Origin of the sequence: Curtobacterium sp. PhB130 (assembly GCF_003755165.1) — a bacterium.
Taxonomy (GTDB): Bacteria; Actinomycetota; Actinomycetes; order Actinomycetales; family Microbacteriaceae; genus Curtobacterium.
Map to the genome: position 1 here is coordinate 508732 of NZ_RKII01000008.1, position 24902 is coordinate 533633.

22 protein-coding genes are annotated in these 24902 nt (G+C 72.7%); 10 read left to right on the plus strand and 12 right to left on the minus strand.

Features of this window, described 5'->3' with window-relative positions; translation table 11 throughout:
• Positions 1–248 precede the first annotated feature (248 nt).
• Positions 249–932, minus strand: a complete 684-nt coding sequence (locus tag EDF24_RS12440) for a hypothetical protein (RefSeq protein WP_123654230.1) — start codon at positions 930–932, stop codon at positions 249–251.
• A gap of 159 nt (positions 933–1091) precedes the next feature.
• Between EDF24_RS12440 and EDF24_RS12445 the strand changes: the two genes are divergently transcribed.
• A complete protein-coding gene (locus EDF24_RS12445) occupies positions 1092–2594 on the plus strand; it encodes a molybdopterin-dependent oxidoreductase (protein WP_123703510.1) in 1503 nt (500 codons plus the stop codon).
• A gap of 41 nt (positions 2595–2635) precedes the next feature.
• Here the strand turns inward: EDF24_RS12445 and EDF24_RS12450 are convergent, their stop codons facing one another.
• The 10 genes from EDF24_RS12450 to EDF24_RS12495 all read right to left on the minus strand — a co-directional run bounded on the left by EDF24_RS12450 (position 2636) and on the right by EDF24_RS12495 (position 14133).
• Positions 2636–3415 (minus strand): putative protein N(5)-glutamine methyltransferase, encoded by a 780-nt coding sequence (locus tag EDF24_RS12450; RefSeq protein WP_123703204.1) that lies wholly within the window; start codon positions 3413–3415, stop codon positions 2636–2638.
• Positions 3416–3423: 8 nt separating this feature from the next.
• Complete coding sequence (locus tag EDF24_RS12455; RefSeq protein ID WP_123654232.1) at positions 3424–4401, minus strand: ribose-phosphate diphosphokinase; 978 nt, start codon at positions 4399–4401, stop codon at positions 3424–3426.
• 91 nt (positions 4402–4492) lie between these two features.
• Complete coding sequence (glmU, locus tag EDF24_RS12460; RefSeq protein WP_123703206.1) at positions 4493–5920, minus strand: bifunctional UDP-N-acetylglucosamine diphosphorylase/glucosamine-1-phosphate N-acetyltransferase GlmU; 1428 nt, start codon at positions 5918–5920, stop codon at positions 4493–4495.
• Between the two features lie 259 nt (positions 5921–6179).
• Positions 6180–7550: an MFS transporter gene (locus EDF24_RS12465; RefSeq protein WP_123654234.1), complete on the minus strand. Its 1371-nt coding sequence runs from the start codon at positions 7548–7550 to the stop codon at positions 6180–6182.
• A gap of 142 nt (positions 7551–7692) precedes the next feature.
• Entirely contained in the window at positions 7693–8760 is a 1068-nt protein-coding gene (locus EDF24_RS12470) for an NAD(P)-dependent alcohol dehydrogenase (RefSeq protein ID WP_123703208.1), read from the minus strand.
• The gene (locus EDF24_RS12475; RefSeq protein ID WP_260233434.1) at positions 8757–9917 is read right to left on the minus strand and encodes an ROK family transcriptional regulator; all 1161 of its coding nucleotides are present in this window, start codon (positions 9915–9917) and stop codon (positions 8757–8759) included. Before EDF24_RS12475 ends, EDF24_RS12470 begins: the two co-directional genes overlap by 4 nt.
• Before the next feature lie 137 nt (positions 9918–10054).
• Entirely contained in the window at positions 10055–11080 is a 1026-nt protein-coding gene (locus EDF24_RS12480) for a sugar phosphate isomerase/epimerase (protein WP_123703210.1), read from the minus strand.
• Between the two features lie 55 nt (positions 11081–11135).
• Positions 11136–12239 (minus strand): Gfo/Idh/MocA family protein, encoded by a 1104-nt coding sequence (locus EDF24_RS12485; RefSeq protein ID WP_123703514.1) that lies wholly within the window; start codon positions 12237–12239, stop codon positions 11136–11138.
• A complete protein-coding gene (locus EDF24_RS12490) occupies positions 12236–12931 on the minus strand; it encodes a ThuA domain-containing protein (RefSeq protein ID WP_123703516.1) in 696 nt (231 codons plus the stop codon). Before EDF24_RS12490 ends, EDF24_RS12485 begins: the two co-directional genes overlap by 4 nt.
• Positions 12932–12951: 20 nt before the next feature.
• Entirely contained in the window at positions 12952–14133 is a 1182-nt protein-coding gene (locus tag EDF24_RS12495; RefSeq protein WP_123703212.1) for a Gfo/Idh/MocA family protein, read from the minus strand.
• A 97-nt stretch (positions 14134–14230) separates the two neighbouring features.
• Here EDF24_RS12495 and xylA point away from each other — a divergent pair, with 97 nt between their 5' ends.
• The 3 genes from xylA (at position 14231) to EDF24_RS12510 (ending at position 17955) form a co-directional block, all read left to right on the plus strand.
• Entirely contained in the window at positions 14231–15424 is a 1194-nt protein-coding gene (gene xylA / locus EDF24_RS12500; protein ID WP_123654240.1) for a xylose isomerase, read from the plus strand.
• Positions 15425–15485: 61 nt separating this feature from the next.
• Positions 15486–16949, plus strand: a complete 1464-nt coding sequence (gene xylB / locus EDF24_RS12505) for a xylulokinase (protein WP_123703214.1) — start codon at positions 15486–15488, stop codon at positions 16947–16949.
• Between the two features lie 13 nt (positions 16950–16962).
• Complete coding sequence (locus EDF24_RS12510; RefSeq protein ID WP_123703216.1) at positions 16963–17955, plus strand: acetylxylan esterase; 993 nt, start codon at positions 16963–16965, stop codon at positions 17953–17955.
• A gap of 3 nt (positions 17956–17958) precedes the next feature.
• On the opposite strand, the gene EDF24_RS12515 is transcribed toward EDF24_RS12510, so the two are convergent.
• Complete coding sequence (locus tag EDF24_RS12515) at positions 17959–18567, minus strand: DUF308 domain-containing protein (protein WP_123654243.1); 609 nt, start codon at positions 18565–18567, stop codon at positions 17959–17961.
• 137 nt (positions 18568–18704) lie between these two features.
• On the opposite strand from EDF24_RS12515, the gene EDF24_RS12520 reads away from it, so the two are divergent.
• The 6 genes from EDF24_RS12520 to EDF24_RS12545 are packed head-to-tail and all read left to right on the plus strand — an operon-like array spanning position 18705 to position 24852.
• Positions 18705–19301: a DUF308 domain-containing protein gene (locus EDF24_RS12520; RefSeq protein ID WP_185021652.1), complete on the plus strand. Its 597-nt coding sequence runs from the start codon at positions 18705–18707 to the stop codon at positions 19299–19301.
• Entirely contained in the window at positions 19298–20785 is a 1488-nt protein-coding gene (locus EDF24_RS12525; RefSeq protein WP_123654245.1) for a basic amino acid/polyamine antiporter, read from the plus strand. Before EDF24_RS12520 ends, EDF24_RS12525 begins: the two co-directional genes overlap by 4 nt.
• 34 nt (positions 20786–20819) lie before the next feature.
• Positions 20820–22100 carry an arginine deiminase gene (locus EDF24_RS12530; RefSeq protein ID WP_123703220.1) on the plus strand — a complete coding sequence of 427 codons (1281 nt, stop codon included), beginning with the start codon at positions 20820–20822 and terminating at the stop codon, positions 22098–22100.
• Positions 22097–23200, plus strand: coding sequence for a S1C family serine protease (locus EDF24_RS12535; RefSeq protein ID WP_123703222.1), 1104 nt, complete (start codon positions 22097–22099; stop codon positions 23198–23200). Before EDF24_RS12530 ends, EDF24_RS12535 begins: the two co-directional genes overlap by 4 nt.
• 36 nt (positions 23201–23236) lie before the next feature.
• Complete coding sequence (locus EDF24_RS12540) at positions 23237–24109, plus strand: universal stress protein (RefSeq protein WP_123654248.1); 873 nt, start codon at positions 23237–23239, stop codon at positions 24107–24109.
• Entirely contained in the window at positions 24106–24852 is a 747-nt protein-coding gene (locus tag EDF24_RS12545) for a hypothetical protein (RefSeq protein WP_123703224.1), read from the plus strand. The genes EDF24_RS12540 and EDF24_RS12545 overlap by 4 nt, the downstream gene beginning before the upstream one ends.
• Positions 24853–24902: the final 50 nt, after the last annotated feature.

Consider the following 24902-nt stretch of genomic DNA (forward strand, 5'->3'; position numbering starts at 1 on the left):
GGCGGGGTGCGGCGGCGGGCAGGCGGCGGCGGGCGCAGGCGGGCGGCCGTCGGCCGTCAGGCCGTCAGGCCGTCAGGCCGTCAGGCCGTCAGGCCGTCAGGCCGTCAGGCCGTCAGGCCGTCAGGCCGTCAGGCCGTCAGGCCGTCAGGCCGTCAGGCCGTCAGGCCGTCAGGCCGTCAGGCCGTCAGGCCGTCAGGCCGTCAGGCCGTCAGGCCGTCAGGCCGTCAGGCCGTCAGGCCGTCAGGCCGTCAGGCGACGATGCGCTCCCGTGCGAGCTCGGCGAGGAGCCGCTCGAGCTTCGGTCCGCGACCGAGCAACCGGCGTGAGCCCGGCGCCGTCCGGACGTAGAAGGTCGCGACGGCGATCGAGTCGTCGGCCCGCACGTAGTGCATGGCGATCGCGCAGGCGTTCCGGTCAGACGGGGTCGGCACGTCCTCGAGTCCGACGTGCATCACCCGGCTCCACCGGATCACGAGCAGCCGGGTCGCCCGCCGTTCGTCGAGTTCCCACAGGGACGCCTCGGTCGCCCCGAACGCCCAGGTGATGCGGTGTCCGAGCGTGACCTCGGACCGCGCTTCCTCGACCATGGTCCGGAGCTCGTTCGTCGGTGCGGCCGGGACCAGCCACACCGTGGGGTCGATCCGCCGGATGGCCAGCGCGAGCGACTCGTCCTCGCGCCGGCGGCGGAGGCCCTGCATGCGGAGCACCCCGGCCAGGATCACGCTCACCCCGAGCGCGATGACGATCACCTCGGCGATGCCGAACGCCGTGAGGTCCGCTTCGGGGGTCCGTGCGACGACGACGATCCGCGCGACGAGGAGCGCAGCCCAGACCCCGACGATGACCCAGCGCACGATCGCGAGGCGCCGAGCCGGTGACGACGTGTGCCGGGCGCGTCCGTCCCGTGGGACACGGTCGGGTCGGCTCAGCACACCCTGATCCTCGCACGCCGCACTGCACGGCGACACCGAGGAGGGGTGAACGCACGGCACCAACCGTTCACAGGACGACGGACCTACGATCAGGACGTGCCCACCAGCGGAACGTCGCTCCGGCCACGCCTGCTGGCTGCGGTCACCGGTGTCGTGGCGATGCTCGCGTTCCTCGGGGCCGCCGAACTCGGGGCGCTCGTCCTCGGCGGTGCCGGCAGTCCGCTCGTCGCCGTCGGTTCAGCCGTCATCGACCTCGCCCCGGCCGGCGCGAAGAACACCATGGTCGCGCTCTTCGGCACCGGCGACAAGGTCGCGCTCTTCGTGCTGATGGCCGTCCTGATGACCGCGATCTCCGCCGGCGCCGGGATCCTCGAGCGCGCCCGGCCACCCTTCGGTGCCCTGGTCTTCGCCGCCGGTGGTGTCCTGTCACTCCTCGCGGTGACCACACGATCGGGTGCCGGCCAGTTCGACGGCGCTCCGAGCATCATCGGCGTCGCCGCAGCGGTCGTGGTGCTGCGGCTCGTCATGGCCCGACTCCGCCGGTGGGAACTCGTCGCCGCGACCCCGACCCGCGCCGCGTCCGCCATGCCGGAACGCCGGGCGTTCATCGTGTGGTCGGTCACCGCCGGTGCGCTCGCGCTCCTCGTCGGTACCGGAGCACGACTCGGCTCGGCCGCGATGCAGCGCGCAGCGGCCATCCGACGAGCGGTACACCTCCCCGCGCCGAAGACGGCGTCCCCGGCGGTACCGGCCGGAGCCTCCCTCGACGTCACCGGGATCACCCCCTACGTCACGCCGAACGCCGACTTCTACCGGATCGACACTGCGCTCCGCGTCCCCTCGGTCGACCCGGCCGACTGGAGCCTCCGCATCCACGGCGCCGTCGAGCACGAGATCGAACTGACCTGGGACGGCCTGCTGGCACTTCCCCTCGAAGAGCACATGGCGACGCTGAGTTGCGTGTCGAACGAGGTCGGCGGGGGCCTCATCGGCAACGCACTGTGGCTCGGCTACCCGATCCGCCACCTGCTCGCGAAGGCCGCCCCGACGGGTGACGCCGACATGGTGCTCTCCCGGAGTATCGACGGATTCACCGCCGGTACCCCCCTCGACGTGCTGCAGGACGACGGGACGGCGGCGCTCCTCGCCGTCGGCATGAACGGCGACCCGCTGCCGGCGGAGCACGGCTTCCCGGTGCGGATGGTCGTGCCCGGGCTCTTCGGGTACGTCTCGGCGACGAAGTGGGTCACCGAGATGGAGGTGACCCGGTTCGCCGACGCGCAGGGCTACTGGACGCCGCGCGGGTGGTCGGAGCGCGGGCCGGTGAAGCTGGAGTCCCGCATCGACACCCCGGCAAACGGTGCGACCGTGCAGGTGGGCGACCGCGTCCCGATCGCCGGCGTCGCCTGGCAACCGCACACCGGCGTGAAGGCCGTGCAGGTCAAGGTCGGAGCCGAGGACTGGCAGGACGCCGAACTCGCCGACTCGGTCTCCGCCGACACCTGGCGGCAGTGGGTCTACCGGTGGACCGCCACGAAGGGCTCGCACGAGGTGCAGGTGCGCGCGGTGAGCACCGACGGTGAGGTGCAGACGAGCGTCCAGCGACCGCCGGCGCCGAACGGTGCCACCGGCTGGGACACCGTCACGCTCACCGCGCGCTGACGCGCCCGCGGCCGCGCGCGGCCGTGCGGGCGCAGCGCGGCTCAGGCCGGGAGGGTGGCCACGACGCAGGTGCCGTCGACGTCGTCGTCGTGCTCGATGCGCGCGGTGAAGCCGGCAGCGGTGAAGGCCGCGGCGGACGCCGGTGCCTGCGCCTCGGACACCTCGATGACGACCGAACCGCCTGCACGCAGCCACTCTCCCGCGCCGAGGGCGATCCGGCGGTGCAGTTCGAGGCCGTCCCCGCCACCGTCGAGCGCGACACGGTGCTCGTGGTCGCGTGCTTCGACCGGCATCGTGGCGATGGCGTCCGTCGGCACGTACGGGGCGTTCACCGCGATGACGTCGACGGCCCCGCGGAACCGGTCCGGCAGCGGGGCGAAGAGGTCGCCGCGCACCACGATCCCGCGGTCGCCGATGTTCTCCGCGGCGATGTCGACGGCGTCCGGGTCGATGTCGGACGCGACGAGGTCGAGCGCTCCGACGCGCTCGAGGAGCGCGACCGCGATGGCACCCGCACCGCAGCACAGGTCGACCACCCGGTCGTAGCGGTGCAGGAGCCGAGCGGCCTGTTCGACGACGACCGCGGTCCGGGCACGCGGGACGAAGACGCCCGGCGTCACACGGATGCGGTGCCCGTCGAACGCGGCCCAGCCCAGGACGTACTCGAGCGGTTCCCCCGCGAGTCGACGCTGGACCAGGGTGCGCAGCCGGGCGGGGTCGCCGTCGCCGGCGGCCAGGAGGAGATCGGCTTCGTCCTCGGCGAAGACGCTCCCCGCCGCCCGGAGTCGGGCGGCGAGGGCGTCACGCGCAGGGTGTGGCACGGGAGCCGTCAGGCGGCGCCGTCGAACATCGAGGTGACCGAGCCGTCGTCGAAGACCTCGTGGATGGCGCGGGCGAGGAGCGGCGCGATCGGCAGGATCTCGAGGCGGTCCCAGCGCTTCTCCACCGGCACCGGGAGCGTGTCCGTGACGACGACTCGGTCGATGAACTCACTCTGCAGGAGCTCGGTGGCGGGGTCGGAGAACACGGCGTGGGTCGCGGCGACGACGACACCGATCGCGCCGGCGGCCTTGAGGGCCTCTGCTGCCTTGGCGATGGTGCGGCCGGTGTCGATGAGGTCGTCGACGAGCAGGCACCAGCGGCCGGAGACGTCACCGACGATCTCGTGCACGCTGACCTGGTTCGGGACGAGCGGGTCGCGGCGCTTGTGGATGATCGCGAGCGGCGCACCGAGCTTCTCGGACCAGATGTCAGCGACGCGGACGCGCCCCATGTCCGGCGAGACGACGGTGAGCGTCGACGGGTCGAGGATCTGCTTGAAGCGCTCGAGGAGCACCGGCATCGCGAAGAGGTGGTCGACCGGGCCGTCGAAGAAGCCCTGGATCTGCGCGGCGTGCAGGTCGACGCTCATGATCCGGTGCGCGCCGGCGGCCTTGAACAGGTCGGCGACGAGTCGCGCCGAGATCGGCTCACGACCGCGGCCCTTCTTGTCCTGCCGGGCGTAGGGGTAGAACGGCGCGACGACGGTGATGCGCTTCGCCGAGGCACGCTTCAGGGCATCGACGATGATGAGCTGCTCCATGAGCCACTCGTTGATCGGTGCGGTGTGCGACTGGATGACGAAGGCGTCACAGCCGCGGACCGACTCGTCGAAGCGGACGTAGAGCTCGCCGTTCGCGAAGGTCCGGGCATCGGTGGGGACCAGGTCGACGCCGAGTTCCTCTGCGATCTCCGCGGAGAGAGCCGGATGTGCCCGCCCCGAGACGAGGACGAGTCGTTTCTGGCCGGTCGTTTTGATTCCGGACAAGTGCCGTACTCACTCCCTGACCCCGAGGGGCCGTGTGTCCAGGACCCGTCGCCGGGCCCTCTTGTGGCGGCGGATCGCCGTCGAGAAGGTGTCATTCGCCTCGCGCACGCCGAGCTGCCTCGGCCGCCGGCGTGCCGGGTCGGTGTTCTTCGACCCAGTCGTCGGTGTTGCGCTGTGGGGCGTAGCTGATCGCGAGCGACCCGGCCGGCACGTCCTTGCGGACGGTGGTGCCTGCGCCGGTGTACGCCCCGTCGCCAATCCTAACCGGGGCGACGAAGACGTTGTGCGAACCGGTGCGGACGTTCGACCCGACCTCGGTCCGGTGCTTGTCGACGCCGTCGTAGTTCGCAGTGATGGTGTTGGCCCCGATGTTCGAGTCCTCTCCCACCTCGGCGTCACCGATGTAGGACAGGTGCGGCACCTTGCTGCCCCGGCCGATCTTCGCGTTCTTGGTCTCGACGAAGGTGCCGATCTTGCCGCCGTCGCCGAGGATCGTGCCCGGGCGGAGGTACGCGAACGGTCCGACGGAAGCGCCGTCGCCGATGACCGCGAGGGTGGCGTCGGTGCGGTTCACGGTGGCACCCACGCCCACCTCGGTGTCGCGGAGGGTCGTGCCGGGTCCGACGACCGCCCCCGACGCGATCGCCGTCGCGCCGATGAGCTGCGTGTCGGGCAGGATCTCGGCGTCGGGTTCGATCGAGACGTCGAGGTCGATCCAGGTCGACGTCGGGTCCTGCACGGTGACGCCGGCGAGCTGGTGACGGCGGACGATGCGGTCGTTCAGCACGCGGGCGGCGTCCGCGAGCTGCGCGCGGTCGTTGATGCCGGCGAGGAGCCAGGGGTCGTCGAAGGTGACGACGTCGACGCGCCCCCCGCGCGACGCGATGAGGGCCGGTGCATCGGTGATGTACTTCTCGCCCTGCACGTTCGCCGTGGTGAGCGACGGAAGCACCGTGCGGAGGTGTGCGAGGTCGAAGGCGTAGATCCCGGCGTTCGTCTCCGTGATCGCGCGCTGTTCGTCGGTGGCGTCCTTGTGCTCGACGACCCCGGCGAACCCGCCGTGCTCGTCGCGCAGGATGCGCCCGAGGCCGGTCGGGTCCGGAGCGATCGCGCTGACGAAGGTGGCGGCGTTCGCGCCGGCGTGGTGCACGTCGACGAGGCGACGGAGCGACTCGGCTTCGACGAGCGGCACGTCGCCCGAGAGCACCACGACCGCGCCGTCGAAGTCGGCGGGCAGCGCTGCCACCGCGACTTCGACCGCGCGCCCGGTGCCGGGGACGTCGTCCTGGTCCACGACGATGGCGTCGGGCATGCGCTCCGTGACCTCTGCCGCGACCAGTTCACGCTCGTGCCGCACGACCACGGCGATGTGCGCGGGCTCGAGCGACTCGGCGGTGCGCAGCACGTGGGCGATGAGGGGCAGGCCGGCGAGCCGGTGGAGCACCTTCGGGGTGGACGACTTCATGCGCGTGCCCTGCCCGGCGGCGAGGACGACGACGGCGATCCGCTGGTCGGTCATGTCCCCATCCTGGCGCACCCGGGCCTCCGAGCACGAGCCGGCCACGGCCCTGTGCAGAACCATGCGCGGATCCGCAGCCTGTGGACGGGTCGGTGCCGAGCCTCCCGGCCGCGGGTGGGTCGATGTGCCTGCAAGAGGCGACAACGACGACGTCGTACGACAGCGAGGTTGTCGTACCGGGTCGGCCCGGAACAGCGGCGGCCGCAAGCGGCGACAACGACGACGTCGTACGACAGCGGGATCGTCGTGCCGCGTCGGATCAGCGCACGCGCCCCTCGTCCCGCACGAACGCCATCAGCACCAGGCCCGCGAGCAGCACCACCACGATGCCGATGATCCCGAAGCGCGTCGACCCGCCGATCGTCACCGCGATCCCGAACATCGCCGGCGCGATGAACGCCGCCGCCCGCCCCGTGGTGGCGTACAGCCCGAAGAGCTCCCCCTCTTTCCCTGGGGTCGCGAGCCGCGTCAGGTACGCCCGCGAGGACGCCTGCACCGGCCCGACGAACACGCACAGCGCCAGTCCGAGGACCCAGAAGCCGACGGGGGCGCTCCCGACGAAGAGCACGGCGGTGCCGCAGACGACGAGTCCGACGAGCGACACGGTGATGAGCGCGCGGGAGCCGAAGCGGTCGTCCAGCCGGCCGGAGAGGGCCGTCGCGACCCCGGCCACGACGTTCGCGACGATGGCGAACTCGATCACTCCGGACGCGCTGAACCCGAAGACCTGCGCGGCGATGATCCCGCCGAAGGTGAACACCGCACCGACGCCGTCCCGGAAGACGGCACTCGCGATGAGGAACGCGAGGACGTTCCGCCGTTCCCGCCAGAGCCGCGCGATGTCCCGGCCGAGGTCGCGGTACGCGGAGAACAGGGTGCCGGTGCGGGTGCGGTCGGCGGGGGCCTCGGGGATGACCAGGAAGAGCGGGATCGAGCTCACGGTGAGCCAGATCGCGGCGATCCCGATCGCGACGCGGACGTCCCACTGCCCCGTCGCGACGGTCGCGGGCAGGTCCAGGAGCCCGGCGGTGCCCGACCCGCCGAAGTCCTGGATGCAGAGCACGAGCAGGACCACGAGCAGCACGATGCCGCCGAAGTACCCGGCCGCCCAGCCGATGGCCGAGACCCGCCCGGTCCGGGGGCCGGAGGCGACCTGCCCGAGCATCGCGTTGTAGCCGACGCAGGCGATCTCGTACGCGACCGTGCCGATGCCGATGAGGGCTGCTCCGAGCACCAGGAACGGCTGGCTCGGCGCGACGAACACCATCGCCCCGATGGACAGCGCGATGCCGATCGTCGCGATGAGCACCGAACGTCGGCGGTGTCCGGACGAGTCCGCCAGGCGTCCGACCGCCGGGGCGACGAGCGCGACCACGATGCCGGCGATCGTCAGTGCGGCCGAGACGACGGCCGCGTTGTGGGCGAGCTCCCGTTCGACGGCCTGGCGGGCTGCTCGGGACGAGTCCTCCGCCGCGACCAGGGCCGGGTCCACGAACGCGCGGCTCGCCAGGTAGGTGCTGAACACGAACGTCGTCACGACGGCGTTGAACGCGGCCGAGCCCCAGTCCCAGAGGGCCCAGGACACGAGGGCGCGCCGGTCGGTGCGCTGCGGCGGTGGAGCGACGGTCATGCGCGAACCGTAGCGCGTCCGGGTGACGCACCGGTGGCCCCGTTCCGGGTCACGTGCCGACCGTGCGCCGGACGGGAGGCTCGGTGCCGGTGGCGAGCCGAGCCTCCCGTCCGCAGTGTGCACGCGCCGCGCGCGACGCGCGCTACGCGGCGGGGACGCCGGCCGGGTAGACGACGGACTTCAGGGACGCCGGATCGGTGTCGCTCTCGAGGGCCTCGCGGACGTCGTCGAGCCCGAAGCGGCCGGTGACGAGCGAGTCGAGGTCGACCTGCCCGGACGCGACGAGCTCGATGGCGACCGGCCACGTGTTCGTGTACCGGAAGATCCCGGTGACCGTGACCTCGAGGTTCTGGATGTGCTCGACGGGCAGCGTCATCTCGGAGTTGCCGAGCCCGACGAGGACCGCGGCTCCGGCGGGCCCGACGGCCTTGATCCCGTCGGAGACCGCGCGGGGTGCTCCGCTCGCGTCGATGAACGCGTCGACGGGGGCGATGTCGGACGCGACGGACACCACGGTCGGGTCGACGACCTCGGTCGCGCCGTAGCACAGTGCGCGCTCCCGACGCTCGGCGACGAGGTCGCTGATCACGATGCGGGACGCGCCGAAGGCCCTGGCCGCCTGCGCGCAGATGATGCCGATCGGACCGGCGCCCGCGATGAGGACCGAGGAGCCGGGGACGATCCCGGCCTTCCGGACGGCCGCGATGCCCACGGAGAGGGGTTCGAGGAGCGCGCCGGCCTCGAACGAGACGGTGTCCGGCAGCGTGTGCGCGAACTCGGCCTCGATCGTGACGTACTCGGCGAAGGCCCCGTCCACCGGCGGCGTCGCGTAGAAGCGCATGTGCGGGCAGAGGTTGTACCGGCCCGCGAGGCACTGCGCGCACCGGTGACAGGGGCGCTGCGGTTCGACCGCGACGCGCTCCCCCACGCGGCCCGCGTCGACGCCGTCGCCGACGGCGACGATCGTGCCGGAGAGCTCGTGGCCGAGGACGAGGGGCTCCTCGACGACGAAGTCGCCGATCCGGCCGTGCCGGAAGTAGTGCACGTCGGAGCCGCAGACGCCGACCGCGGCGACCTGGACGAGGACGTCGCCCGGGTCGACCGCGGGGACGGGACGGTCCTCCACGGTGAGGTCGTCCTGGCCCTGCAGGACGCTGACGCGCTGGGTGCTGCCGCGCTGGGTGTCGGAGCGCTGGGTGCTGGTGGTCATGGGGTGGTCGCTTCCTGCGAGGTGGAGGTGGGATCAGGAGTGGGAGTGGGGGCCGGGGCGAGGGTCGGGTCGTCGAGCAGGTCGCGGAACCCGAGCTCGGCTGCGCCACGGAGGAGCACGTCGGCGCCGAGCGCGGTGGGCACGATCCGGACCCGGTCGGCCATCGCCGCCATCGACTGCGCCCGGACCGCGGTGACGATCCGGTCACCGACGTGCCCGAGGAGCACGCCGAGGAACCCGCCGAGGACGACGACCTCGGGGTTGACGGTGTGGATCGCGTTCCGGAGCCCGGTCGCGAGCGCCGCGACCTGGCGGTCCACGACCCGCTCGACCTCGGGACCCCCGGCGTCCAGCGCGGCGGCAAGGGCCGGCAGGTCGTCCGCGTCGACCCCGGTCACGGCGACGAGGGCGGCTCGGGAGGCCTCGGTCTCGAGACACCCGAACGCACCGCAGTGGCACCGGATCCCGTTGTCCGCCACGAACGTGTGCCCGAGCTCGCCCGCGTAGCCGTCCGCGCCGCTCAGCGGCCGGTCGGCGCTGATCACGCCGCCACCGATGCCGCTCGCGCCGCCGTTGAGGTAGACGAGGTCGCGGACCCCGCGCCCGCTGCCGTAGAGGTGCTCAGCCCGGGCACCGAGGTTCGCGTCGTTCGCGACCCGCACCGGCCGTCCGGTCGCGACGGCGAGGGGTCCGGCGAACGGCTCGTCGCGCCAGCCGAGGTGCGGGGCGTACCGGACGAGGCCGTCCTCGACACGGACGGTGCCGGGGATCGAGACGCCGATGCCGACCGTGCGGAACGACCGCATCACGTCCTGCAGGCCGTCGAGGAGCCCGGCGACGATGCGCACGGCGTCCGCGGCGCCCGGCCGGTGGTCGGTGTGCTCGGTGACGCGGTGCCGGATGCTGCCGTCGAGACCGACGAGGGCGACCGTGACGGCGTCGATCTCCACGGTCACGGCGACGGCGACGACGTCCGGGGACGCCCGGACGACGGGGCTCGGACGGCCGACGCCGGGTGCGGCTCCCTCGGACTCGCGGACGAGCCCGAGGTCGACGAGCTCCCCGACGAGCGCCAGGGTCGTCGAGCGGTTCAGCCCGGTGCGGCGGGTCAGGTCGGCGCGCGTCAGCGGTCCGTCCTCGTGCACGATCCGGAGCACGCGGGCGGTGTTCCGCCGAGGCCGGTCCGCGCTGGGCACAGGCTCGCGAGGCACGGGCTCGCGGGGCACGGGCTCGCGAGGCACGGGCTCGCGGGCCACGGGGTCGCGGGGCACGTCTGGTGGCATCGGCGCGGCGCTCACCGCGACTGCGAGAACGCCGCGTCGAAGGCGGCGTCGGGCGGGGCGATCGTGCCGAGGCGCCGGATGAACGCCAGTGCCTCCGGGCCGCCGACGAGCCGGTCCATGCCGGCGTCCTCCCACTCGACGCTCGTCGGCCCGGTGTAGCCGATGTGGTTCAGCACACGGAACACCCGCTCCCACGGCACGTCCCCGTGGCCGGCGGTGACGAAGTCCCAGCCCCGCCGCGGGTCGCCCCACGGCAGGTGCGACGCGAGCCGTCCGTTGCGGCCGTCGAGCTGCTTCACCGACTCCTTGCAGTGCACGTGGTACACCCGGTCGGCGAAGTCGAGCAGGAAGGCGGCGGGGTCGAGGTCCTGCCACACGAAGTGCGACGGGTCGAAGTTGAACCCGAACGCCGGGCGGTCCGCGAAGACCTCGAGCGTGCGCTTCGCGGTCCAGTAGTCGTAGGCGATCTCGGACGGGTGGACCTCGAGCGCGAACCGCACCCCGACCTCCTCGAAGACGTCGAGGACCGGCGACCAGCGGTCGTGGAAGTCCTGGTACCCGGCGTCGATCATCCCGGGCGGCACGGGCGGGAACCCGGCGACCGTCTTCCAGATCGAGGACCCGGAGAACCCCGTGACGGTGTCGACACCGAGCGCAGCGGCGGCGCGGGCGGTCCACTGCAGTTCCTCGGCGGCCCGCTGCCGGACGCCCTCGGGGTCGCCGTCGCCCCACACGTGCGGCGGCACGATGTCCTGGTGCCTGGCGTCGATCGGGTCGTCGCACACGGCCTGGCCGACCAGGTGGTTCGCGATCGTCCAGACGCCGAGCCCGTTGTCGTCGAGGATCCGGCGGCGGTCCGCGACGTACTCCGGGTCGGTCGCGGCACGCCGGACGTCGAGGTGGTCGCCCCAGCAGGCGATCTCCAGTCCGTCGTACCCCCAGCCACCGGCGAGCCGGGCGACCTCCTCGAACGGCAGGTCCGCCCACTGGCCGGTGAACAGGGTGACCGGCCGGGAGGCTCGTGGTTCGTCCGTCATGCTGCTTCCTTCCGTCTCGGGCCGGTTCCCGGGCCGTGGCCGGGTCGGACCGTCGTCACCAGGTGTCCGGTCGCGCGTCGAGCGGGACCGTGGCGGCGCGCTCCGGCCGGGACGTCACGGGCACCACGGTGTGTTCCCGTGCGGCGGTCGCGACCGCTTCCATCACCTCGAGCACGTGGTACGCCAGGTCCCCGGACGCCCGGTGTGGACGGTCGGTGGCGATGGCGTGCGCCATGTCGGCGAGGCCGTACCCGCGCCCGGCGTCGGCGTAGCCCGCGCGGACGGGGAGTTCCCGCCACGTGCGGTCGTCGGCGGTGGCGATCGACGCGGTCTCGGAGAACGCGTTCGGGTCCGGGACGGCGAGGGTGCCGGCCGTGCCGTACACCTCGAACAGCGGGGAGCGCGTGGCCCAGACCTCGAAGGAGACGGTCACGGTGGAGACGACCCCGCCCTCGTGCTCGAGGATCGCGACGACGTGCGTGTCGACGTCCACCGGGATCGCGGCACCCGCGTCCGGACCGGATCCGACCGTGCGTGCACGGGCGGACCGGGTGGCGCTCCCGCTGACCCGGACGACCGGGCCGAAGAACGCGACGAGGCTGGTCAGGTAGTACGGCCCCATGTCGAGCAGCGGACCGCCGCCCGGCTGGTAGTAGAACGCGGGTGCCGGGTGCCACAGCTCGTGACCGGGTGCGCTCCACGCGACGGCCGCGCCGACCGGGTCACCGATCGCGCCGTCGTCGAGTGCGGCCCTGGCGGTCTGGATCCCGGTGCCGAGGACGGTGTCGGGCGCGCTGCCGACCCGGAGTCCGGCGGCGCGCGCCTGCTCGAGCACCGGGGCGGCCTCGGCGGTGGAGGTCGCGAGGGGCTTCTCGCCGTAGACGTGCTTGCCCGCGGCGAGCGCCGCGAGCGCGACCGAAGCGTGCGCGGCGGGGATCGTGAGGTTCAGGACGACGTCGACGTCCTCGTGCGCCAGGAGTTCGTCGACGCCGAGGGCGAGGACGCCCTGCTCCGCCGCGACGATCGCCGCCCGCTCGGTGTCGAGGTCGGCGACGGCGGTGAGCCGCAGCCCCGGCAGGGCGGGGAGGTGCTGGAGGTACTGCCGGCTGATGTTCCCGACGCCGACCATCCCGACGCGGAGCGCCGCGCCGTCGCTCATCGGGCTGCCCACAGGAGTCCCCGTTCGATGACCGTGCGGAGCGGCTGGGACTCGACGACCTCGAGCCGGTGGCCGGGCGCGGAGACGAAGACCCGTCCTGCGCCCCACTGCCGCGTCCAGATCGCCGGCGAGGTGACCGGGCGGTTCCACGCGTCGAAGTCGCGCGCGTCCTGCGTCGTGGTGGCGAGCACGTCGCAGTACTCGTCGCTCAGCACCCAGTACTGCTCGGTGACGAGGTCGAAGTCCGCGATGCCCTCGGTGACCGGGTGGGTCCGGCCGAGGTCCGTCATGTGCACCGTGTAGTGCAGGTAGTTGTCGGCCTGGTCGCCGGCGCGCTCGGCCGGGGGCTTGGCCGCGTGGTGCGCGAACTGCCCGCCGATCATGTGCAGGTAGTCGGCGTTGGCGCGGAACGAGTCCGCGATGCCGCCGTGCCACCCGGCGAGCCCGGTGCCGGCGAGCACGGCGCGCTGCAGGCCGGCGAACTCGTCGTCGGCGATGGTCGACATCGTGACGACCTGCACGATCAGGTCGACGGTGCGCATGAACGCCTCGTCGGCGTAGACGGCGGTGGAGTCCTCCACGCGGACGTCGAACCCGTGCTCCCGCAGGAAGGGGACGAACGCGTCGGTGGTCTCGACGGGTTGGTGTCCGTCCCACCCGCCTCGGACGATGAGTGCCTGGCGCTGCTGCATGGTGCCCTTCTGGTCGTCGTTCACGGGATGGCCGTCCAGCTGCTGCCGTCGGCGGCGCTGCGTTCGACGGCGTCGAGCACGCGCTGCACGTGCAGACCGTCCTCGAACGAGGGCGAGGGGTCCGTGCCGGCGACGATCGCGTCGACGAAGTCCTTCACCTGGTGGCTGAAGGTGTGCTCGTACCCGATGAGGTGCCCGGTCGGCCACCACGCGGCCATGTAGGGGTGTTCGGGTTCGGTGACGAGGATCCGCCGGAAGCCCTGCTCGCCAGCGGGGCCTGCGGACTCGTAGAGGCGGAGCTCGTTCATCGACTCGAGGTCGAACTGGATGGCGCCCTCGGAGCCGCTGATCTCGAGCGTCAGGCCGTTCTTCCGCCCGGTGGCGTAGCGCGTCGCCTCGAACGTGCCGATCGCGCCGTCGGCCGCACCGCCGCCGAGCCGGCCGATGAAGAACGCGGCGTCGTCGACGGTGACCTGTCCGCGCTCGCTCGACGCGGTGCCGGAGAGTCCGACGCCGTCGGCGAGCAGGGGGCGCTCGGTCACGAAGGTCTCGAGGGTGCCGGAGACGCTGGCGAGCTGCGCGCCGGTGACGTGTTCGACGAGGTCGATGGCGTGGGCCCCGATGTCCCCGAGCGATCCGGAGCCGGCGAGCGACTTGTCGAGCCGCCACGTCATCGGTCCGTCGGCGTCGGCGAGCCAGTCCTGCAGGTAGAGCGCGCGGACCTGCCGCACGGTGCCGATGCGGCCGGCTTGCACGAGCTGTCGTGCGAAGGCGATCGCGGGCACCCGGCGGTAGCTGAAGCCGACCATGGCGCGGACGCCGCGTGCCCGGGCGGCTGCGGCGGCGGCCGTCATCGCCTCGGCCTCGGCCACGGTGTTCGCGAGCGGCTTCTCGCACAGGACGTGCTTGCCCGCCTCGAGCGCCGCGATCGCGATCTCGACGTGCGAGGAGCCCGGGGACACGACGTCGACGACGTCGATGTCCGGGTCGGCGACGACCGCGCGCCAGTCGGTCGACGCTGCCTGCCAGCCGTACCGCACCCTGGCGGCTTCGGCGCGGTCCGGGTCACGCCCGACGACCACCGCCATCTCCGGTTCCACGGCGAGGTCGAAGAACCTCGGGGTGGTCCGCCAGGCCTGCGAGTGGGCGGCTCCCATGAAGCCGTGTCCCACCATCGCGACCCGAAGTCGTTCCTGTGCCATCCGCTCGCTCCCTTGCGATCACGTCCTTGCCACGATCCACCCTAACGCTTATGTTGGGCGCGGCAACATTTTGTTTCGACGACGAACGGTGACCATCATGGCAACGACGCCCACCCGTGCAGACAAGTTCTCCTTCGGTCTCTGGACCATCGGCTACAACGGCTCCGACCCCTTCGGCGGCCCCACCCGCCCGCAGCTCGACGTGGTCGAGGCGGTCGAGAAGCTCGACGAGCTCGGTGCCTACGGCCTGACCTTCCACGACGACGACCTCTTCGCGTTCGGCTCGACCGACGCCGAGCGTCAGACCCAGATCGACCGCCTCAAGGGCGCGCTCGAGGCCACCGGGATCATCGTGCCGATGGTCACCACGAACCTCTTCTCCGCCCCGGTCTTCAAGGACGGCGGCTTCACGTCCAACGACCGGCAGGTCCGCCGCTTCGCGCTCCGCAAGGTGCTCCGCAACGTCGACCTCGCCGCCGAGCTCGGCGCGAAGACCTTCGTGATGTGGGGTGGCCGCGAGGGCGCCGAGTACGACAGCGCCAAGGACGTGCAGGCCGCGCTCTCCCGCTACAAGGAGTCCGTCGACCTGCTCGCCCAGTACGTCACCGACAAGGGCTACGACATCCGCTTCGCCATCGAGCCGAAGCCGAACGAGCCCCGCGGCGACATCCTCCTGCCGACCCTCGGGCATGCGATCGCGTTCATCGACACCCTCGAGCGTCCGGAGCTCTTCGGCGTGAACCCCGAGGTCGGCCACGAGCAGATGGCCGGGCTGAACTTCACGGCGGGCATCGCCCAGGCGCTCTACTCCGGCAAGCTCTTCCACATCGACCTCAACGGCCAGCGCGGCATCAAGTACGACCAGGACCTGGTGTTCGGCCACGGCGACCTGCAGAACGCGTTCTCCCTCGTCGACCTGCTCGAGCACGGCTCCCCGCAGGGCGGTGTCGCCTACGACGGCCCCCGCCACTTCGACTACAAGCCGTCCCGCACCGAGGACATCTCCGGTGTCTGGGACTCCGCCGCGGCGAACATGCGCATGTACCTGCTCCTCAAGGAGCGTGCGCAGGCGTTCCGCGCCGACCCCGAGGTCCAGGCGGCCCTCTCCGCGGCCAAGGTCGACGAGCTGTCCACGCCGACGCTGAACGACGGCGAGTCCTACGACGCGTTCCTGGCCGACCGCTCCGCGTTCGAGGACTTCGACGCCGACGCCTACTTCGGCGGCAAGGGCTTCGGCTTCGTCCGGCTGCAGCAGCTGGCCGTCGAGCACCTCATGGGCGCGCGGAATTGAGAGCGGACGCGCCAGCGGCCGCATTCCGCGCGCCGAGGCGGCCTACCGCCGAGGAGAGCTGATGACACTGGTGGCAGGGGTCGACTCGTCGACCCAGTCCTGCAAGGTCACGATCCGTGACGCCGACACCGGCGCCGTGGTCCGCGACGGGCGCGCGTCCCACCCGGACGGCACCTCGGTCGACCCCCGCCACTGGTGGGACGCCCTCGGCGCCGCCGTGGCGGACGCCGGTGGGCTCGACGACGTGGCGGGCATCGCGATCGCCGGCCAGCAGCACGGCATGGTCGTGCTCGACGCCGACGGACGCGTCGTCCGCGACGCGCTCCTCTGGAACGACGTCCGCAGCGCGGACGCGGCCGCGCAGATGGTCGAGGAACTCGGACGGGAGGCATGGGTCACCCGGACGGGTCTGGTCCCGGTGGCGTCGTTCACCGGGACGAAGCTGCGGTGGCTCCGCGACGCCGAGCCGGAGAACGCACGCCGGGTGGCGGCCGTGGCACTCCCCCACGACTGGCTGTCCTGGCGGCTGCGCGGGTTCGGCCCCGCGGGCGAGAGCCCGCTCGGACCCGACCTCGACGCGCTCGCGACCGACGGCTCGGACGCCAGTGGTACGGCGTACTGGGACCCGGCGCGCCGGGACTACGACCCGGCGCTGTTCGAGCTCGCGTTCGGGCGACGGATGCGCACGGCGACGACGGGCGACGAGGACGCCGTCGTGGTCCCCCGCGTCGTCGCACCGGACGAGGCGATGGGCACGCTGTCGGCGGACGTGACACTCCCCGGCGGCGCGGTCGCCCGCGCCGGGCTCGTCATCGGGGCCGGCACCGGCGACAACGCCGGAGCCGCGCTCGGCCTCGGACTCGCCGCAGGCGACGTCGCGGTGTCCCTCGGGACCAGCGGGACCGTCTTCGGCGTGACCGACACCGGGCTCGCCGACCCGAGCGGGACCGTGGCGGGCTTCGCCGACGGAACCGGGTCGCGCCTCCCGATCGTCACGACACTCAACGCGGCCCGCGTGCTCGAGGTGATCGGCGGCCTGCTCGGCGTCGACCACGGCGAGCTCGGGCGCCTCGCGCTCGAGGCGCCGACCGGTGCCGACGGTCTCGTGCTCGTGCCGTACTTCGTCGGCGAGCGCACACCGAACCGACCGGACGCGACCGCGTCCCTGCTCGGCATGACGCCGGCGACGACCGACCGGGAGCACCTGGCCCGGGCTGCGTTCGAGGGCATGCTCTGCGCGCTCGCGGACGGCCTCGCCGCCGTCGAGGCGTCCGGCGTCAGAGTCGAACGCCTGCTGCTCATCGGCGGCGCCGCGCGGAACGAGGCGGTCCGCACGATCGCTGCGCAGGTGTTCGGCCGCGACGTGCACCTGCCGGAACCCGGCGAGTACGTCGCCGCCGGGGCGGCGCGTCAGGCAGCATGGGCACTGACCGGGTCACTGCCGACGTGGGAGGTCGCCACGACGACGGTCCCCGCCGACCCGCACCCCGAGGTGCTCGAGCGCTACCGCGCCGCCGTCCGCTGAGGAGGACCCCACGATGCCGCTGACCGACCTGCCCCTCGACGAGCTCCGCACCCACCGGCCGGGGGTCCGCTGTCCGGACGACTTCGACGCGTTCTGGGCGGACACGATCGCGTCGGCTCGGGCGGCGGCGGAACGTGCCGGTGCCGTGCCGGTCCTGACGCCGGCGGTGACGCCGGTGACCGCGCTCACCGTGGAGGACCTCGTCTTCCCCGGCTTCGCCGCCGACCCCGTCCGCGCCTGGGTGACCAGGCCGGCCGGGGCCGGCGACGAGCCGCTGCCGGCCGTCGTCGAGTTCCTCGGGTACAACGGCGGACGGGCCCTCCCCGGCGAGCGCGTCGCCTGGGCCCTCGCCGGGTACGTACACGTCGTGATGGACACCCGCGGCCAGGGCAGCGGCTGGGGCGGCGGCGAGACCCCGGACCCGCACGGCTCCGGCCCGCACATCGGTGGGTGGATGACGCGCGGGATCGAGGACGCGGCCGACCACTACTACCGGCGCGTGTACACCGACGCGGTGCGGTTGGTCGACGCCGTCCGGACCCTGCCCGGTGTCGACCCGGCGCGGATCGCGCTGACCGGCGGGAGCCAGGGCGGCGGGATCACGATCGCGGCGGCGGCACTGGTGGAGGCGCACGTCGGGCCGGTTGCCGCGGTGATGCCGGACGTCGCGTTCCTCTGCGACTGGGAGCACGGGGCACTCGTCGCGACGAGCGACCCGTACCAGGAACTCGTCCGCTACCTCGCCGTGCACCGGGACGCGGCGGAGACGGTGTGGACCACGGCGTCGTACCTCGACGGCGTGAACTTCGCGGCCCGGATCACGGCGCCGGCGCTGTTCTCCGTCGCGCTCATGGACGACGTGGTGCCACCGCGGACCACCTTCGCGGCGTACAACGCCCTCGCGTCGACCGACAAGCACATCGAGGTCTACCCGTACAACGGTCACGAGGGCGGCGGCTTCCGGCAGTGGGAGCGGCAGGCGGCCTTCCTGGCGGCTCGTCCCTGACGTTCACCGAGGACGTCCCGGTGCGCTGCGGGTCTCGTAGCGCGCCGGAACCCAGGTGAGGACACCCTCGAAGAGCTGGGCGGCGGAGAACAGCACGAGGAAGACGGCGCTGGACGCGGTCGACGCGCGCACCCCGATCACCGGGTACAGGAGCAGCGCGACGGCGATGCAGACGCACAGGACCGCGGCGACCAGGGACAGGGAACGCGCGGACGAGAAGGTCGAGCCGGTGAGCACCACGCCGGCCTCGAGGACCCAGGCGATCGCGATCACGACCACCCAGGCGCTGAGCTCCCCCGGCGGGTGCACGACCGCGGCCACGCCCGCGACCAGGACGAACGTCCCGAGGACGCCGTGCACGACGCGCCGGGGCATCGCCATGCCGTCGCCCGCACCGGCCCGACCGATGCGCAGGAGTCCCGCCATCACCATGTACGAGCCGAGGAGGTGCACCTCCGCGTCGATCGCGGCGGGGGGACGGGTGAGGACGAGGACCGCCACGATGAACCCGACCACGCCGAGGACCACGAGCACGGCGCCCTGCCGTGCTCGCCGCGCCGCCGGGCGGGGACGCTGACCCGACCAGTCGGCCGGCACCGGTTGCTCTGTCATGGCCGCGACCCTGCCCCCGATCGGCGTCACCGGATTCACCCGCAACGGATGAACCCGCCCGGCCCGAGCGGATGTAGTCCTGTCATCGGCGCGGCACGGATCACGACGACCATCGCGCGGAGAGGGCAGTGGGGATCGTGAGTGGTGCAGGCGCGGGTGCAGGGGCGCCGGGGCAGGAGCCCGTCGTCGTCCCGGACGACGCGGCGGAACGGCGACTGCGCATCGCGCTCGCCGTCGTCGGCGTGGTCGCGGTCCTCGCCGGCGTCACCGCCCTGGTCCTCCCGCACGCGACGGTGGTCGCGGTCGTCTGGGTGTTCGGCATCCACCTGGTGGTGTCCGGCGGAGCGATGCTCGTGCGCGCGGTCGCCGTCGGCGGGTCGTCCGGATGGCGGCGGATCGCGCTCGTGGTCGTCGGCCTGCTCGTCGTCGCCGGCGGGGTCATCGCGATCCTGCACCCGCCGGTCGGGATCCGCGTCCTCGTGCTGGTGACCGGGTTCGCCTGGGCGTTGGAGGGCATCGCGCTCCTGTACGCCCCCGGCGGCGGCCACCGCGGCCTGACCATCACGGCGGCGGTCCTCAGCGTCCTCGGCGGGGTGCTCCTGATCAACGTGCCGGCACTCGGCACGGTGTTCGCCGTCGCCGCCGTCAGCTGCGTGCTCGTCGTCTTCGGCGTCGTCCAGCTGGTCGTGGTCGCGACCTGGTCGGGCGCCTCCGAGGAGGTCGACCTGCCATGACGGTCCAGGAGCAGGAGGCACCGAGCACGCAGGGCGACAAGTCGCTCTCCGTGCTCGCGTTGGCGGCGATGGTCGTCGGTTCGATGGTGGGTGCCGGCGTGTTCTCGCTCCCCCGGAACTTCGCGTCAGGAGCCGGCGTCGTCGCGACGGTGATCGCGTGGATCGTGGCGGGCGTCGGGATGCTGATGCTCGTCTTCGTCTTCCAGGCACTCTCGACGCACCGGCCGGACCTCGACGCCGGCATCTTCGCCTACGCCAAGGCGGGGTTCGGCAACTACATCGGCTTCTTCTCCGCGTTCGGCTACTGGGCGAGCGCCTGCGTCGGCAACGTCACCTACTGGGTCCTCATCGGTTCGACCCTCGGCTCGGTGCTGCCCGCCTTCGGGGAGGGCGACACGCTCCTCTCCGTCGTCGTCACCTCGGCGATGCTCTGGGCGTTCCACCTGTTCGTCCTCCGCGGCACGAAGAACGCGGCGGTCCTCAACACCGTCGTCACCATCGCGAAGCTCGTCCCGATCCTGCTGTTCGTCATCGTCGGGGCGATCGTCGGCACGCACTGGGAGACGTTCCGGCTGAACCTCTGGGGCGGCGCGGAGCCGAGCGCCGGGGAGCTGTTCTCGCAGGTGCGGTCGACGATGCTCGTCACGGTCTTCGTGTTCCTCGGTGTCGAGGGGGCGACCGTCTACTCCCGGTACGCGCGCCGGCGCGAGGACATCGGCCGCGCCACCATCAGCGGCTTCCTCGGGGTCCTCGCCGTCTTCGCCCTCGTCACCCTCGTGTCGTTCGCCGCGCTCCCCGCCGCCGAGCTGAGCGGTCTGCGCCAGCCCTCGATGGCCGGCGTGTTCGGCGCGATCGTCGGGACCTGGGGCACGGTCCTCATCAACGTGGGGCTGGTCGTCTCGGTGCTCGGTGCGTACCTGGCCTGGACGCTGATGTCGAGCGAGGTGCTGTACCAGGCGGCGCGACAGGAGGACGCACCGCGGTTCCTGACCAAGGTCAACCGGCACGGCACGCCCTGGATGGCGCTGGCCTTCACGAGCGGGCTCATCCAGGTGTTCCTCGTCATCACGATGTTCTCCGACGACGCGCTCACCTCGATGCTCGAGCTCTGCAGTTCCCTGTCGCTGATCCCGTACTTCCTCACCGCCCTGTACGCGGTGCAGTACGGCATCCCGCGGTGGTCGCGGCGCGCGCACCGCGACGTCGACCCGGCCCTCGTGCCGAGCGGTGGGCTGTCACGTCGACAACTCGTCGCGGCCTTCGTCGCGGTCGTGTACACGGTGTTCCTCGTCATCGCGGCCGGCCCCCAGTACCTGCTGCTGTCGTTCCTGATCTACGCCCCGGCGACGGTGCTCTACGTCATCGCCCGGCGGGAGCGCACGCTCCGGGTGTTCACCGGCCCGGAGGTGGTCCTCTGCGTCGTCGCGGTCGCGGGCGCCGTCGTCGCCGTCATCGGGCTCGTCACCGGTTTCATCACGCTCTAGTCACCGCATGCACCACGCTCCAGGAGGAGGCACCATGGACAGCGAAGCCACCACGCTCGACGACCAGGAGACCGGGTCCGGACCACGGTTCGGCGCCTACTCCGAGGTCGGCACGCTCCGCCGGGTCCTGGTCTGCGAACCCGGACTGGCGCACCGGCGCCTCACACCGAGCAACAACGACGCGCTCCTGTTCGACGACGTCCTCTGGGTCGAGAACGCGCAGGACGACCACCGCGACTTCGTCAGGAGCCTGCGGTCGCGTGACGTCGAGGTGTTCGAACTCCACCAGGTGCTCGCGGAGACGCTCGCCGTCCCCGGCGCCCGCGACTGGTTGCTCGAGCGGAAGATCACGCCGAACGAGGTCGGCCCGCTCCTCGTCGACGCGACGCTGGAGCACCTCGGCGGGTACACCGACCGCGAGCTCGCGGACGTGCTGATCGGCGGCCTGAACGTCGAGGACCTCGACCCCGAGGGGCGCCCGGACCACCTCCGGCTGCACGGGGACGCCTCGGCCGCCGACTACCTCATGCCGCCCCTGCCGAACATGCTCTACACCAGGGACACCACCTGTTGGATCAACGGGGTGTTCACGCTGAACCCGCTGTACTGGCCGGCACGCCACGACGAGACCCTGCTCATGAAGGCCGTCTACACGTTCCACCCCGAGTTCGCCCCGGCGCTCGACCGGCACGTCTGGGGCGACCCGGACGAGGACTGGGGCCTGGCGACCATCGAGGGCGGCGACGTCCTGCCGGTCGGCAACGGTGTCGTCCTCATCGGGATGAGCGAGCGCACCTCGCGGCAGGCGATCACCCAGGTCGCGTCGGCGCTCTTCGCGCGCGGCGAGGCGGAGCGGGTGATCGTCGCGGGGATGCCGAAGCTCCGGGCGGCGATGCACCTCGACACCGTGCTCACCTTCGCCGACCGGGACGTGGTCACCGTCTACCGCGCCATCGTCGACCACATCCACCCGTTCACGCTGCGACCGGGGCCGGACGGCGGGGTGCACGTCACCGACGAGGCCGCGCCGTTCCTCGACGTCGTCGCCGCGGCACTCGGCGTCGACGGGCTCCGGGTCGTGGACACCGGCGGCGACGAGTACGCCGCGGAACGCCAGCAGTGGGACAGCGCCAACAACGTCGTCGCCGTGGAGCCCGGCGTCGTGTACGCCTACGACCGGAACACCCTCACCAACGACCTGCTGGGCGGCGCCGGCATCGAGGTCCTGACGATCCGGGGTGCCGAACTCGGCCGGGGGCGCGGCGGCGGGCACTGCATGACCTGTCCGCTGCTGCGCGACCCGCTGCCCGCATGACCGGCGCACCGGGGTCGACCACCCGGCCGACGACCCGACAGGTCCTGGTGTTCACCGGGGTGGTCTGCGCGCTCGTCGGGATCGGCGTGGCAGCCGGGGCCGTCGGGAGCCGCGCGGGCGACCGGGGGACGACGGCCGCCGCACTCCCCGCGGGCACCGGCACGTGCGACGCCGCGCAGGTCGCCCGTCACGTGCTGCCGAGCATGGTCACGATCCGCGTCGGGTCGGCGTCCGGCGAGGGCTCCGGCAGCGGCGAGGTCATCGACGCGTCCGGCATCGTCCTCACGAACGACCACGTCATCGCGGCGGCCGACGGCGACACCGTCTCGCTCGAACTCGACGACGGCACGGAACTGTCGGCGACGATCATCGGCCGCGACCCGCGCACCGACCTCGCCGTCCTCCGCGCCGAGACCGACCGCGCGCTCACGCCGCTCGGCTGGGGCGACTCCGACGACCTCGTCGTCGGCGAGCCCGTCGTCGCACTCGGCGCACCGCTCGGGCTGACCGGCACCGTCACGACCGGCATCGTCAGCGCGCTCGGCCGGAGCGTGCCCGTCCCGACCGGGGACGGCAGCGGCACGACCGTCCTCACCGGCGCCGTGCAGACCGACGCCGCGATCAACCCCGGCAACTCCGGCGGTGCTCTCGTCGACTGCCGCGGACTGCTCGTCGGGATCAACACCGCGATCGCCACCGTGCCGAGCGCCAGCGGCGTCAGCAGCGGCAGCGTCGGGATCGGGTTCGCCGTCCCTGCCGCCGTCGCACGGCCGATCGCCGCGGCGCTCCGTGCCGACGGCCGCGTCGCACACCCGACGCTCGGCGTCCGGACGGTCCCCGTCGTGGTCCGGCACCGCGACGACGCCACCGCGGTCGGGCTCCAGCTCACCGCCGTGGCCGACGACGGCCCCGCCGCGGTGGCCGGCCTCCGTCCCGGCGACGTGGTCACCGCGATCGGCGGCGTCGACACCCTCCACCCGGACACGGTCGCCCACCTCGAGGCGACCCGTGACGCCGGTGACGACCTCCGCATCACGGTCGTCCGCGACGGCGACGAGCACGTGGTCACCGCGACCCTGGTCGCGGCCGCGACGTCCTGAACACCACACACGACAGAGAGAGGACCACTGGTCACGATGGACACGGATCGGTTCGGGAAGATCGTCGTCGGCTTCGACGGCTCGGAGGAGTCCACCGCTGCACTCCTGGCAGCGCTCACGCTGGCGGACGGCCTCGACGCGCAGGTCGACGTCGTCACGTCGTGGCGATGGCCGGTGACCTGGAGCAGCCTCCCCGTCGGGAGCTCGTGGTCACCGCTCCACGACGCCGAGGAGATCCGGCAGCAGGCGACGGAGCTGCTCGAGAACACCGGGCCGCACCGCGCGGAGGTGATGACCCGCGAAGCCGAGGGGAGCGCCGCCGACGTGCTGCTCTCCGCCGCGGTCGGCGCCGCGCTCCTCGTCGTCGGCAGTCGCGGGCGCGGCGGGTTCCGCGGACTCCTCCTCGGCTCCGTCAGCACCGCGTGCATGCAGCACGCGCCGTGCCCGGTCCTCATCCACCGCGGGGTGGAGCACCCCGAGGCAACCGGTGTCCCCACCATCGTCGTCGGGGTCGACGGATCGCACGAGTCCGGGCAGGCGCTCCGGTTCGCCGTGACCACGGCACGCCGGCTCGGCCACCGGGTCCGGGTGATCACCACCTGGCAGTGGCCGAAGGCGCTCAACCGGGACGAGGCCCCCTTCGACCACTGGTCCCCGGAACGCGATGCCCGGGCGACGGCGTCGTCCGCACTCGACGCCGCCGAGGACCTCATCGACGACGACGTGGAGGTCACGAGCGACCTCGTCGAGGGGTCCCCCGCCGAGGTCCTCATCGACGCCAGCCGGGACGCAGCACTCCTCGTCCTCGGCAACCGTGGGCTCGGCGGGTTCCGCGGGCTCCTCGTCGGATCGGTCAGCCAGGAGTGCGCCCAGCACGCGCACTGCCCGGTCGTCGTGCACCGCTCATGACCGGCCGAACCCGGGGCCGCGTCGGTGCCCGGCTCCTCTGTTCCCTCGCCGTGCTGACGTGCGTGGTCGCGACGGTGAGCGGCTGCGACCGGGCGCGGCCGGACGCGGACACGCCACGGGAGGCCGTGCAGGGCACGTGGGTCCTCGACCACGACGTCGACGCACCGGAGGTCCCGTTCGTCACCTTCGCGAAGGACCGGTCGTGGAGCGCGTCGGACGGCTGCGACCGCGTGTACGGGACGTGGCGGATCACCGCCGCCAACCGCCTGACCGTCGTCACCGGTCCGCACGCCGAACTGTCCTGCGCCGGCGCGGAGATGGTCGACGCGGTGCTCGCCGCCGACACCGCCCGGGTGCCCCGCGCGACCGAACGGCTGCAGCTCCGGGGCGGTGGGTCGACGCTCGCGCTCGATCCCTCGACCGACCCGGACGTCGGCGGCCAGGGCCGGCCGATCGGCTACTGGGTGCACGACCACTCGGCGGGGTCGCCGTACCTCTCGCTGCGGGCCGACGACTCGTACCGGCTGTCCGACGGGTGCGGCACCAGCACGGGCACGTGGAAGTTCTCCACCACCGAGCAGGTCCGGCTGTACCCGACCGACACCGCCAGCAGCACCACGTGCCAGGACGGCGACGACTCCGGGGTGGGTGCCAGCACCCGCGGCAGGGTCTCCGGGAGCACGATGACGCTGAGCACCACGGACGGCGCGACGACCGGCACGCTCCACCGGTTCGAGCGATGACCGCGACGAGCGGGTTTCTTGCGGGTTCCCGTCTGCCGTCCGCAGCGTGC

What these genes read in the sequence shown, in the direction of transcription:
- EDF24_RS12445 (WP_123703510.1), top strand. Translation starts at nt 1,092, where the DNA reads ATGCTCGCGTTCCTCGGGGCCGCCGAACTCGGGGCGCTCGTCCTCGGC.
- glmU (WP_123703206.1), bottom strand. Translation starts at nt 5,920, where the DNA reads ATGACCGACCAGCGGATCGCCGTCGTCGTCCTCGCCGCCGGGCAGGGC.
- EDF24_RS12465 (WP_123654234.1), bottom strand. Translation starts at nt 7,550, where the DNA reads ATGACCGTCGCTCCACCGCCGCAGCGCACCGACCGGCGCGCCCTCGTG.
- EDF24_RS12470 (WP_123703208.1), bottom strand. Translation starts at nt 8,760, where the DNA reads ATGACCACCAGCACCCAGCGCTCCGACACCCAGCGCGGCAGCACCCAG.
- EDF24_RS12480 (WP_123703210.1), bottom strand. Translation starts at nt 11,080, where the DNA reads ATGACGGACGAACCACGAGCCTCCCGGCCGGTCACCCTGTTCACCGGC.
- EDF24_RS12485 (WP_123703514.1), bottom strand. Translation starts at nt 12,239, where the DNA reads ATGAGCGACGGCGCGGCGCTCCGCGTCGGGATGGTCGGCGTCGGGAAC.
- EDF24_RS12490 (WP_123703516.1), bottom strand. Translation starts at nt 12,931, where the DNA reads ATGCAGCAGCGCCAGGCACTCATCGTCCGAGGCGGGTGGGACGGACAC.
- EDF24_RS12495 (WP_123703212.1), bottom strand. Translation starts at nt 14,133, where the DNA reads ATGGCACAGGAACGACTTCGGGTCGCGATGGTGGGACACGGCTTCATG.
- xylA (WP_123654240.1), top strand. Translation starts at nt 14,231, where the DNA reads ATGGCAACGACGCCCACCCGTGCAGACAAGTTCTCCTTCGGTCTCTGG.
- xylB (WP_123703214.1), top strand. Translation starts at nt 15,486, where the DNA reads ATGACACTGGTGGCAGGGGTCGACTCGTCGACCCAGTCCTGCAAGGTC.
- EDF24_RS12510 (WP_123703216.1), top strand. Translation starts at nt 16,963, where the DNA reads ATGCCGCTGACCGACCTGCCCCTCGACGAGCTCCGCACCCACCGGCCG.
- EDF24_RS12515 (WP_123654243.1), bottom strand. Translation starts at nt 18,567, where the DNA reads ATGACAGAGCAACCGGTGCCGGCCGACTGGTCGGGTCAGCGTCCCCGC.
- EDF24_RS12525 (WP_123654245.1), top strand. Translation starts at nt 19,298, where the DNA reads ATGACGGTCCAGGAGCAGGAGGCACCGAGCACGCAGGGCGACAAGTCG.
- EDF24_RS12530 (WP_123703220.1), top strand. Translation starts at nt 20,820, where the DNA reads ATGGACAGCGAAGCCACCACGCTCGACGACCAGGAGACCGGGTCCGGA.
- EDF24_RS12535 (WP_123703222.1), top strand. Translation starts at nt 22,097, where the DNA reads ATGACCGGCGCACCGGGGTCGACCACCCGGCCGACGACCCGACAGGTC.
- EDF24_RS12540 (WP_123654248.1), top strand. Translation starts at nt 23,237, where the DNA reads ATGGACACGGATCGGTTCGGGAAGATCGTCGTCGGCTTCGACGGCTCG.
- EDF24_RS12545 (WP_123703224.1), top strand. Translation starts at nt 24,106, where the DNA reads ATGACCGGCCGAACCCGGGGCCGCGTCGGTGCCCGGCTCCTCTGTTCC.